Origin of the sequence: Xanthomonas sp. GW (assembly GCF_014236815.1) — a bacterium.
GTDB lineage: Bacteria > Pseudomonadota > Gammaproteobacteria > Xanthomonadales > Xanthomonadaceae > Xanthomonas_A.
The window spans coordinates 1,532,818-1,544,391 of sequence record NZ_CP051189.1; the positions used below are offsets into that span (position 1 = coordinate 1,532,818).

The window sequence follows — 11,574 nt, forward strand, 5'->3', positions numbered from 1 at the left end:
CTGCTATTCGACGGGAAATTTGCATTGATTTGATACCGCGCCATCCAGATAGATTGGATGGCGCGTTCCGGGATGCTCAATTCCCCGGCGAACTCCAAACCTGCCCCTTAAGCCCACGCACGCGCGCATCCGCCGCACTATCCAGATCGAACACGATCACACTGTTTTCGCCTTTACGCTGCATCGGCGCGGGGAAATACAACGCCCGCTGCGGCCCAATCTTCCAATGCCGGCCCAGGTTGTGGCCGTTGGCCCAGGCGAAGCCTTTGCCGAAGGCCTGCATGTCCAGGAAGGTGTCGGTGGGCGTGCCGATCTTGATGGTGCCGCGGTGGAAGGCGGGGCCGTCGACCTTGGCGGTAGTCCAGCCGGTGAGCTTGCTCGGGTCGTCCATCGGCAGCGGGAAGGTCTGCCAGCCGGTCAGCGGCTTGCCGTCGAGCAGCACGGGGTCGACCAGGCCGGCGTGGCCGTCGGCCAGGTGGGCGCCGTAGTTGATGCGGCCGCCGTTTTCCACCAGCACGTCCACGGTGTGGGTGCCGGCGGGGATGTCCACGTCCACGGCCACCTGCTGCAGGCGGCGCTCGGCGCTGCCGGCCAACTTACGATCCACGTAGACGCGGGCGTAGTCGCGCACCTCGCCCAGGTACAGGCTGCCCTTGCGCGGGCCGGTGACGGTGGTGCGGTAGAGGATGTAGCCGTAGGCCTGGCCGTAGCGCTCCATCGGTTGCGGGGTGTCGGTGGTGGCGGCCGGCGTGGGCAGGTTGTCCCACAGCGAGGCGGATTCGCGCAGCGGGGTGGCGGGCAGGTCGGCGAAGCGGATCGGCTTCGGCAACGCGGGCGGCTGTACGCCGGTGACGCGGGTGATGGCGTCGCGGAACAGGGCGAACTTGGGCGTGGGCCGGCCGGCTTCGTCCAGCACGGCGTCGTAGTCGTAGCTGGTGGTCTGCGGGGCGTAGTGGTCGCTGGCGTTCTTCTGGAAGTTGGCGCCGTTCATGAAGCCGAAGCTGGTGCCGCCGACGAACATGTAGATGTTCGCGGAATGGCCCTGGCGCAGGATCCATTCGAATTCGCTGGCCTGCTTGGTGGCGTCGGTGTTGGCGTGTTTGTCGCCCCACTGGTCGAACCAGCCGGCCCAGTATTCGCCCACCATCTGCGGTTGGCCGGGGCGGAACTTGGCCAGGCTCTGGAACGCTTTTTCGGCTTCGCCGGGGCCGAAGTTCACTACCGCCAGGGTGTCGGGCAGGGTGCCGTTGGCCAGCACGTCGGCGCCGTCGGCGGTGAACAGCAGGGCCTTGTCGAAGCCGGCCTTGACGAACATGGCGCGGTTGGCCTGCATGTAGACGTGGTCGTCGTCGTAGGAGCCGTATTCGTTCTCGACCTGCACGGCGATGATGGGGCCGCCGTTGCGGTTGAGCTTGGGTTTGACCTGCGCGGCGACGGCGTCGAGGTAGGCCTGGCTGGCGGCGAGGAAGCGCGGGTCCTGGCTGCGCACGCGCATGCCCGGTTCGGCGAACAGCCAGGCGGGGTAGCCGCCGGCTTCCCACTCGGCGCAGACGTAGGGGCCGGGACGCAGGATGACGTTGAGGCCTTGCGCGGCGGCTTCGTCGATGAAGGCGGCCAGGTCGTTGTTGCCGCTGAAGTCGAACTGGCCCTGGCGCGGTTCGACCAGGTTCCAGAACACGTAGGTCTCCACGGTGTTCAGGCCCATGGCGCGCGCTTTCTGCAGGCGGTCCTTCCAGTAGGCGCGCGGGATGCGCTGGAAGTGGATGGCGCCGGAAATGATCTGGTACGGCTTGCCGTCGCGGGTGAAGTGCTCGCCCTGGGTGGCGAAGGCGGGCCAGGGCGTGGCTGCGTGCGTCGGCTGTGCGGATGCCGGGAGGGACAACAGGAGCGACAGGGCAAGGGCGGACAGGGAGCTACGCAGCATGTGGGGGTCTCTGGCGGTGGTGACGTTGGGCTTTTTTTGTAGGAGCGGCTCTGGGTGGCCTCGGGCCATTAGCCGTGACCGAGTGCTACCGGAGAGTCTCGGTCGCGGCTGAAGCCGCTCCTACAGGGGAGCGGTGTGTCTCAAACGAACGAGGGCGGCAGGTCTTCCTTGGCTGCGCCGAAGGCGGGATTCGGCTTCGGCCCCATCTCCAGTTCCAGGGTGCCGCCGGCGGCGAGGTCGGCGTGGCGCAGCCAGCTGCGCGTGTACGGCTTGCCGTTCCAGCGGGCGCGCTGGATGTAGACGTTGGCCGCGCTGTTGCCGTGGGCGACGACGCTGAGGGTGCGGCCGTTGCCGACATCGACGTCGGCGCGCTTGAACAGCGGGCTGCCGAGCACGTAGGTGGCGCTGACCGGGTCCACGGCGTAGAAGCCCAGCGCGCTGAGCACGAACCAGGCGCTCATCTGCCCGCAGTCCTCGTTGCCGGACAGGCCGTTGCGCGCGTCGTGGTATTGCTCGCGCAGCAGCCGCCGCACCATCGCCTGGGTCTTGTACGGCTGCCCGGCGTAGGCGAACAGGTAGGCCACGTGGTGGCTGGGCTCGTTGCCGTGCGCGTACTGGCCGACCATGCCGTCGATGTCCGGCGGGGCGTCGGCCGGCAATTCGGAGCTGGTGGAGAACAGTTCGTCGAGCTTGGCGACGAAACCGTCGCGGCCGCCGAACAGGTCCATGTAGCCGTACAGGTCGTGCTGGTTGAGGAAGGTGGCCTGCCAGGCGTTGGATTCGGTGAAGTCGCGCCATTTCGCCATGTGGCCCATCGCGCGCGGATCGAACGGGGCAGCCCAGTCGCCGTTGCTCAGCCGCGGCTGCACGAAGCCGCTTTTGCGGTTGAACACGTTGCGGTAGTTGCGCGAGCGTTCGCGCAGGGCGCTCGCCTCCTTGGTGGCGCCGGCGGCCTGCGCCAGGTGTGCCACTGCCCAGTCGTCGTAGGCGTATTCGAGGGTGCGGCTGACCGCTTCGTCCACCGTATCGCTGGGGATGTAGCCGCGCTTGCGGTATTCGTCCAGGCCGTGCGTGGTGTCGTCCATCGCGCGCTTGCGGTAGGCCGGCCAGGCGGCGGCGTAGTCGATGCCGGTGAAGCCCTTGGCGTGCGCTTCGGCCAGCACCACGGCGGAGTGGTAACCGATCATGCAGCCGGTTTCCACGCCCTGCAGCGGCCAGATGCCGACGCCGTCCGGGCATTCGTTGGCGCCGCGCACCAGGCACTGCACCAGGTCGGGCACGCGTTCGGGTTGCACCAACGTCAGCAACGGGTGCAGCGCGCGGTAGGTGTCCCACAGCGAGTAGGTGCTGTAGTTGTGGTAGCCGGCGGGCGCCTGGTGCACCTGCAGGTCCATGCCGCGGTAGCGGCCGTCGGTGTCGCTGAACAGGGTGGGCGCGAGCAGGCTGTGGTACAGGCCGGTGTAGAAGATGCGCTGTTGCGCGTCGTCGTCGCTGTCGATGCGCACGCGCGCCAGTTCCTTCTCCCACGCGGCCACGGCGGCGGCGTGCACGCGCGCGAAATCGAAGTCGGGCAGTTCGGCGTCGAGGTTGGCCAGGGCGTTCTCGGCGCTGACCGCGGAGATGCCGACCTTGACCAGCAGCGGCGCGTCGGCGGCGTCGGGGTAGTGCAGCGCCACCTTCAGATGGGTGCCGTCGGCCTGGTGCGCGTCGGCGGCCAGTGGCTGGTCTTCTGAGTAGAGCTGGGCCTTGGCGAACGGCCGCGACAGGCGCATGGCGAAGTAGAGGTAGCGGCCGGTCGCCCACTGGTACACGCGGCGCCCGCCGGTCAGGGTGCGCGCATCGACGATGCGCAGTTGCGCGTCGCTGACCCGGGTCGCGATCTCCGGCTTGTCCTGCATGCCATGGCACAGGTCCAGCAGCAGGTGCGCGGGCTTGCCCTTGGGGAAGTGGTAGCGGTGCAGGCCGGCGCGGGCGGTGGCGGTCAGCTCGGCGTGCACGCCGCTGTCCTTCAGGCGCACCCGGTAGTAGCCGGGCGAGGCGGCTTCGTCGGCGTGGTCGTAGCGCGAGCGGTAGCCGGCGTCCGGATCTTCCAGCGTGCCGGGGACCAGCTTGACGTCGCCGGTGGCGGGGACGACCAGGAAATCGAGCAGGTCGCCGACGCCGGTGCCGGACAGGTGGGTGTGCGAGAAGCCCATGATCGAGCCATCGGACTCGTGGTAGCCGGAGCACGAATCCCACACCGCGTTGTAGGTGTCCGGGCTCAGCTGCACCATGCCGAACGGCAGCGTGGCGCCGGGGAAGGTGTGGCCGTGGCCGCCGGTGCCGATGAACACGTCGACGTGGCGGGTGAGTTCGGCCTTGGCGCGGGCGTCGGCGGGGAGGGCGTAGCTGCCGGCGCGCGCTTGCGCCAGGCGGGCGATGCCGCTGCTGCCGAACAGGGCCAGGGCGATGGCGCCCTGCAGGAAACCGCGTCGTGTGGCCATGGTGCTGTCCTCGGTGTGTGCAGCTGAGAGGGAATGGTGTTTCTGTAGGAGCGGCTTCAGCCGCGACCTTGGCGTTACCGGTCAGATCCGGTCGCGGCTGAAGCCGCTCCTACAGGGGGCGCTGGGGGTGGTCAGGCTTTCAGAAGATGCGGTTTGCGCTGGTGCAGGTCGACGATCAGTTCGCCGAACAAGGTGTTGGCCCAGGCGAACCAGTCGCGGGTGAATTTGCTCGGGTCGTCCTTGTCGAAGGCTTCGTGCATGAAGCCGCTGCCGGCGTCGGTGCTTTTCAGCCAGGCCAGGCATTGGCGGATCTGCGCGTCGTCGTCGCTGGCCAGTGCGTACTGCATGATCGACATCGGCCAGATCGTGCCCATGCCGCTGTGCGGACTGCCCACGCCCTCGGCGGCGCGGCCGCGGTAGAAGTACGGGTTGCGCTCGCTCCACGCCAGCTGGCGGGTGCGCAGGAACAGCGGGTCGCGGCGGTCGCAGCAGCCCAGGTAGGCCAGGCTCAGCAGGCCCGGCGCGTTGGCGTCGTCGATGAACAACTGGTTGCCGTAGCCGTCCACTTCGTAGGCCCAGAACGCTTGCCCATCGGCATCGCGCATCTGCCCGAACTGGCGCGTGGCGGTCTCGACCTGGTCGGCCAGCGCGCGGCATTCGGCGGCGAAGGCGGCATCGTGGTGCAAGGCTTCGCTCATCGTCGCCAGCTGCCGCAGCGAGGTCACCGCGAACAGGTTGGCCGGTACGAACAGCGGGTACAGGCAGGCGTCGTCGGACGGGCGGAACATCGAGTGGATCATGCCGTTGGGCTTGGTCGGCTGGCCGTAGCCCTCCAGCACCAGGGTTTCGGTGGCCAGCGGCGAGGGGCGCTGGAACGTGTAGGGGCCGCGGTCGTGCAGGCGCTGCTGCTCGCGGAAGGTCTTGACCACCACGTGCATCGCCGCGCGCCAGTCGTCGTCGAACGGGGCGGTGTCGCCGCTGGCGCGCCAGTATTCGTGCGCCAGGCGGATCGGGTAGCACAGCGAATCCACTTCCCACTTGCGCTCGCCGACGCCGGGCTTCATCTCGGTGATGTCGGCCACCGACCATTTCAGGCGCTGGCTCTTGCCGTCGGGCAGGAACGCATTGGCGTAGGGGTCGAGCTGGATGCAGGCCGCCTGGCGCTGGATCAGGCCATGGAACATGCGCCGCAGCGCCGGGTCGCGTTTGGCCAGCGGGACGTACGGATGCACCTGCGCCGAGGAATCGCGCAGCCACAGCGCCTCGATGTCGCCGGTGATGACGAAGGTGTCCGGCTTGCCGTTGCGGGTGCCGATTTCCACGGTGGTGTCGAGCGTGTTCGGATAGCAGTTCTCGAACAGCCAGGCCAGGCGCGGATCGCCGATGCCGGCCTTGACCGTGCGCAGGTGCTTTTCCACCGCGGCGCTGACGAAGCGCCGTTGCGCCGGCGCTGGGCGCTTGCTGGGCAGGCCTGCCGCCGCTGCGCCGCTCGCGGCGAAGCCGGGTACGGCGCTGGCGAGCAGGCCGGCGCCGGCGGCGCTGCCGAGCAACTGGAGGACATCGCGGCGGGAAGGCATGGGTGACTCCTGGTCTGGTCTATACGTGTGGGCGCATTGCTTTGCTTTTCTGTAGGAGCGGCTTCAGCCGCGACCGGGTGTTACCGGTAACGCCCGGTCGCGGCTGAAGCCGCTCCTACAGGAAGCGATGGTGCGGCGCATTCGCTGGTTACCGCGGGATGGGCGCGCTGCCCTGGATCGAAAACGCGGTCCCGTCGCCTGGCGCCCCGGTGCCGGGCTGGCCGCCGCCGACGAACACGCGGTAGTCGCCAGGCTGCACCGCGCGCTGGCCGGCGCGATCGACATCGCTCAGCTGCCGCGGCGTCAATTCGAATTGCACCTCGCGCGACTCGCCCGGCTGCAGCGTCACCCGCTGGAAGCCGACCAGGGTGCGCAGCGGCGATTGCGCGCGTTGCGGGTATTCCAGGTACACCTGCACCACCTCGTCGCCGGCGCGCGTGCCGCTGTTGCGGACCTGCGTGCGGACCTGCAGGTTGGTGCCGGCCTGCAGCGTCGTGGTCGACAGCTGCGGCGCGGTGTAGGCGAAGCTGGTGTAGCTCAGCCCGCTGCCGAACGCGAACAGCGGCTCGCCCTTGAAGTAGCGGTAGGTGCGGCCCTTCATGTCGTAGCTGACGTAGGCCGGCAGGTCCTTGGTGGAGCGGTAGAAGGTCACCGGCAGGCGGCCGCCCGGGTTGACGTCGCCGGCCAGCGCCTGCGCGATCGCGGTGCCGCCGGACTGTCCCGGATACCACGCCACGACGATCGCATCGGCATGCTGCTTGGCCCAGTTCAAGGCCACCGCGCTGCCGCTCATCAGCACCACCACGAGCGGCTTGCCGCTGGCCTTGGCGCGTTCCAGCAGCGCCTGCTGCGCCGCGGGCAGGGCCAGGTCGTTGCGGTCGCCGCCGTCGAAGCCGGGCACGTCGATGCGCAGTTCCTCGCCTTCCACGTCCGGCGACAGGCCGACGAAGGCGACCACCGCATCGGCTTGCGCCACCGCGCGTTCGGCTTCGGCCAGTTGCGGTGCGGCCGGTGCCAGCCATTCCAGGCGCAGGCCCTGGTCCTGGCCGCGGTGCTCCAGTTCCAGGCGGATGCGGCGCGGGCGCGTGTCGTCGAAGTGCAGCACGGTCTCGACGTTGCGGCCGTCGGCGTTGTGCATGCCGGCCGGCAGGTGCTTGTCTTCGGCGTTGCCGGCGACGACCAGCTTGTCGTCGATGTACAGCCGCACCGGATCGTGGCCGGCGCAATCGAAGCAGCGCGCCACGCGCACCGCCAGGGTGTAGTCGCCCGGTCCGGGCGGCAGCAGTTCACCGCTCCAGCGCACCGAGTAGCGGTCCTTGTCCACGCCCTTGGCCGGCGCCACCTGGTCCCAGTTGAAGCTGACCACGCGGTCCTGGCGCTGCGTGCGCGGATTGCCGGCCAGATCGACGTTGTCGAAATACTCGCCACGCAGGCCGGGCTTGCCGTCGCTGCGCAGGGCGGTCTCGGGGATCATGCCGGGCACGCCGGCGGCGAGCGGGGCGCCTTGCGCGTAGCTCACGTTCGCGGCGCCGAAGCGCTCGCGCAGGCCCAGCAGCGGCGTCACCGGCGCGGCCGAGGTGCCCTGGTAGTTGGCTTCCAGCGCGGCCAGCGCGTCGGCATTGGGGCCGATCACCGCCAGGCGCAGGCCCGGTTTCAGCGGCAGGGTGGCGTTGCGGTTCTGCAGCAGCACCAGCGATTGCTGCGCGGCCTGCAGTGCCAGCGCGCGGTGTGCGGCGCTGTCCACGTCCTTGGCGCCGAGCCGCGCGTACGGGTCCTTGCGCTGCGGCTGCAGTTCGCCGAGCCGGTAGCGCGCGGCGAACAGGCGCACCAGCGACTGGTCGAGCAGGGCTTCGTCGGCGTCGCCGCGTTCGATCGCCTGGCCCAGTTCGGCATAGGCGTGGCCGCAGTTGAGGTCGTGGCCGGCCTTGAGCGCGGCAGCGGACGAGCCGGCGTTGTCGGCGCGGAAATAATGGAACTGGGTCATGTCGTCGAGCGCGTCGCAGTCGGAGACGACGAAGCCCTTGAAGCCCCAGTCGCCGCGCAGGCGGCCGTTGAGCAGCCAGTCGGCGGCGCAGGCCGGGGTGCCATGCAGCGAGTTGTAGGCGCACATCACCGAGCCGGCGCGGCCATCGACGATGGCGGCGCGGAAGGCCGGGGTATAGGTCGCTTCCAGGTCGCGCGGCGACACGTCCACGTCGAAGCCGTGGCGGCCGGGTTCCGGGCCGCTGTGCACGGCGATGTGCTTGGGCGTGGCGATGGTGCGCGGGTGGCTGAGGTCGTCGCCCTGCAGGCCGTGGATGAAGCCCACCGCCAGTTGCCCGGTGAGGTAGGGGTCCTCGCCGTAGGTCTCCATGCCGCGGCCCCAGCGCGGGTCGCGGAAGATGTTGATGTTCGGCGACCAGATGGTCAGCCCGGCGTAGCGCGGATGATCCTTGCCGGGGCGCCCGGCAAGGTTGAACTTGGCGCGCGCCTCGGTCGAGGTCACGGTGCCGACCTGCTCGAGCAGGGCCGTGTTCCAGGTGGCGGCCAGGCCGATCGCCTGCGGGAACACGGTGGCGTAGCCGTTGCGGGCGATGCCGTGCAGGCCCTCGCTCCACCATTCGTAGGCCGGCACGCCCAGGCGCGGAATCGCCGGCGCATCGTTCATCGCCTGCGCGACCTTTTCCTCGCGCGTCATCTTCGCCACCAGCGAGGCGGCGCGGTCCTCGGCGTCGTCGGCATGCGCGAGCGGGGCGGCAAGCAGCGCGAGCAGACACAATCCAAGGGGCAGCGGCTTTTGTGGGAGGGACTTCAGTCCCGACGCTTTTTCGGTAAGGCCGCGTCGGGACTGAAGTCCCTCCCACAACATTGCGCGCGCATCGGACATCGGGATGCGCATCACTTCGCCTCCACCGGCTCGGCCGGCGCACCGGCCAGCGTGTCGGCCAGATTGCGCACCTGCAAGGCGCTGCGCAGCTGCTCCAGCGTCGCGTTACTGCGCACGTGCACGGTCAGCGGCTCGCCCGGCAACAGGTCGAAGGCGTTGTCGGACAGCGTGGCATCCAGGTCGCCGAACGCCAGCCACACCTCGCGCGCCAGCGTGGCGCTGGTCAGGGTCAGCGCATAGCCATCGCCGTCGGCACGCAGTTCGCTGCGAATGTCGGGGCTGGGCAGATGCAGGTGCTTGGCCGCATCGAAGAACACCAGGTTGCGCGACAGCACGCGCGCGCCGTCGAGCAGTTCGAACACCGCAAAGCTGCGCTTGGGATCGGCGCGGCGCAGCAGCTGCGCATCGCTGAAGCTGCCCACCCGCACGCTGGACAGCGGCGCCAGGGTCACCGGCTTCTCGCTCTTGCTCAGCACCTTGCCGGACACGTCCATCACCCGCATGCGCCAGCGCGCGGCCAGCGGCACGGTGCGATCGGAGACCAGCGTCACCTCGGTCTGGCCCTTGTCGTTGCGCAGCGCGGCGATCAACTCCGGCGCGTAGAAGCGCTTGGCGTGGTAGTGCAGCGCCTTCCAGCGGCCGAAGTAGTCCAGGCTCGACCAGGATGCGCCCGGCCACACGTCGTTGAGCTGCCAGTAGAGCGTTCCCATCGACTGCGGCCGCGACGCGCGCAGGTGCTCGGCGGCCAGGGCGATGCCTTCGGCCTGCATCAGCTGGCTCAGGTAGACGAAGCTCTCGAAGTCCTTGGGCTCGCCGAATTCGCGGCGGATGTACAGCAGCAGGCGCTGGTTGCCGTTGCCCTTGTCGAACTTCTGGTGCGCGCGCATCACCGGCGATTCCGGCTGCAGGTCGCCGGGTTCGGCGAAGGCGCGGATGGTGCGCATCTCCGGGAACGACTGCAGGCCGTACTCGGACATGAAGCGCGGGGTCACGTTGAGGTATTCGGTGACCGGCAGCGCCGGGCCGCCCCACACCTTCCAGTAGTGCATGTCGCCGTCGTCGGGCTGGTCGGCGCCGCCGTCGAAATCGGTGCCGGGCGAGGTCGCCCAGTACGGGGTGTCGCTGTCGTACTTGCTGACCGCCTCGCGCAGCACGGTACCGAACAGCGTGGTCATGCCGCGCTCGATGCGGCTGCGTTCTTCCGGATCGATCGATTGCTTGAACTTGACCCGGTCGCCCCAGTTTTCCCAGCCGGTCTGCACTTCGTTGTTGCCGCACCAGATCACGATGCTGGGGTGGTCGCCCAGGCGCTTGACCTGCGCTTCGGCCTCGGCGCGGGTGTTCTCGCGGAACGCCACGTCGTAGGGCGGGATCGCGCCGCCGAACATGAAGTCCTGCCAGATCATGATGCCCAGGCGGTCGGCGTCCTCGTAGAAGCTGTCCGGCTGGTAGTGGCCGCCGCCCCACATGCGCAGCATGTTCATGTTGGCGTCGCGCGCCGATTGCATGATGCCGCGCATGCGCGCCGCATCGACCCGGCTTGGGAAGCTGTCGAACGGGATCAGGTTGGCGCCCTTGGCGAACACCGGGATGCCGTTGACCACGATCGCGAAGCCCTTGCCCCACTGGTCCTTGTCGCGGCGCAGTTCGACGCTGCGCAGGCCGGTGACGCGCTCGGTGGCGTAGCTGTCGCCGGCGGCGTCGCGGATGCGCGCCTTGAACGTGTACAGATCCTGCTTGCCGTAGCCGGCCGGGAACCAGCGCTGCGGCTTGGCGATGCGCACCGGCACGGTGAGCGTGTTGCTGCCGGGGTCGAGCACCGCCTTCTGGCTCAGCTGCGCCACGCGCTGGCCATCGGGGCCGAGCACGTCCAGCTCCAACTGCACCTCGCCGCTGCGGCCGGCCTGCACCTCCAGTTGCGCGAGCAGTTGCGCCGCGTCCGCATCGACGCGTTGCTGGGCGATGTGCAGGCCTTCCACGCGCAGCGCGTCCCAGGCTTCCACCCGCACGTCCTGCCAGATGCCGGCGGTGACGATGCGCGGGCCCCAGTCCCAGCCGAAGGTGTACGGCGCCTTGCGCACGTAGGTGGAGCTGTGCCGGGCGACGGGTTCGTCGCCGAAGGCCGAGTCGTAGGCGCCGGGCAGCGCGTACGGCTGCTTGGCCAGCCACGGCTGGAGCTTCTTGATCGGCGAGTACAGCCGCACTTCCAGCACGTTGTCGCCGCGCTTGAGCAGCGGCTTGGCGTCTACCCGCCACTGCCGGAACATGTTGTCGGCGGCGAGCAGTTTCTTGCCGTTGAGGTAGACCTCGGCGAAGGTGTCCAGGCCGTCGAACACCAGCTCCACGTGCTCGCGCGCGAGCAGCGCGGCGTCGGCCTTGAAGCGGGTCTGGTATTGCCAGTCGCTCAACCCGGCCCACTGGATCTTGGCCTCGTTGTCGCGATAGAACGGATCGGGCACCACCCCGGCGGCGATCAGGTCGGTCTGCACCGTGCCCGGCACCTGCGCCGGCAGCCACTGCGCGGCCTTCGGGAATTCCTTGGCGCGCACCTCGCCCGGCGCCAGCCGCACCTGCCAGCCCTGTTGCAGCGGCAGCGTCGTCGGCACCGCGGCCTGGCCCAGCGTGGGCAGGCCCAGCGCCAGCAGCAGCCCGAGCCGGGCGGGAAGGCGCAGGTGCGGCGCGGAACGGGAACGGCGGTGCGGCTGGGTCATGCGTGGGTCTCCA

The 11,574-nt window shown here is 69.3% G+C and carries 5 protein-coding genes; all 5 read right to left on the bottom strand.

The genetic code is table 11. The annotated features are described in order from the left end of the window. Positions 1-76 precede the first annotated feature (76 nt). Positions 77-1,924 (bottom strand): glycoside hydrolase family 35 protein, encoded by a 1,848-nt coding sequence (locus HEP73_RS06440; protein WP_185822557.1) that lies wholly within the window; start codon positions 1,922-1,924, stop codon positions 77-79. Between the two features lie 140 nt (positions 1,925-2,064). After that, on the bottom strand, positions 2,065-4,407 hold the full coding sequence (locus HEP73_RS06445) for a GH92 family glycosyl hydrolase (RefSeq protein ID WP_185822558.1): 2,343 nt from the start codon (positions 4,405-4,407) through the stop codon (positions 2,065-2,067). A 131-nt stretch (positions 4,408-4,538) separates the two neighbouring features. After that, on the bottom strand, positions 4,539-5,984 hold the full coding sequence (locus HEP73_RS06450) for a glycoside hydrolase family 125 protein (RefSeq protein ID WP_185822559.1): 1,446 nt from the start codon (positions 5,982-5,984) through the stop codon (positions 4,539-4,541). A gap of 148 nt (positions 5,985-6,132) precedes the next feature. After that, complete coding sequence (locus HEP73_RS06455; RefSeq protein ID WP_458309679.1) at positions 6,133-8,754, bottom strand: glycoside hydrolase family 3 C-terminal domain-containing protein; 2,622 nt, start codon at positions 8,752-8,754, stop codon at positions 6,133-6,135. A 107-nt stretch (positions 8,755-8,861) separates the two neighbouring features. Continuing rightward, positions 8,862-11,561 carry a beta-mannosidase gene (locus HEP73_RS06460; protein WP_185822560.1) on the bottom strand — a complete coding sequence of 900 codons (2,700 nt, stop codon included), beginning with the start codon at positions 11,559-11,561 and terminating at the stop codon, positions 8,862-8,864. Between the last annotated feature and the right edge of the window lie 13 nt (positions 11,562-11,574).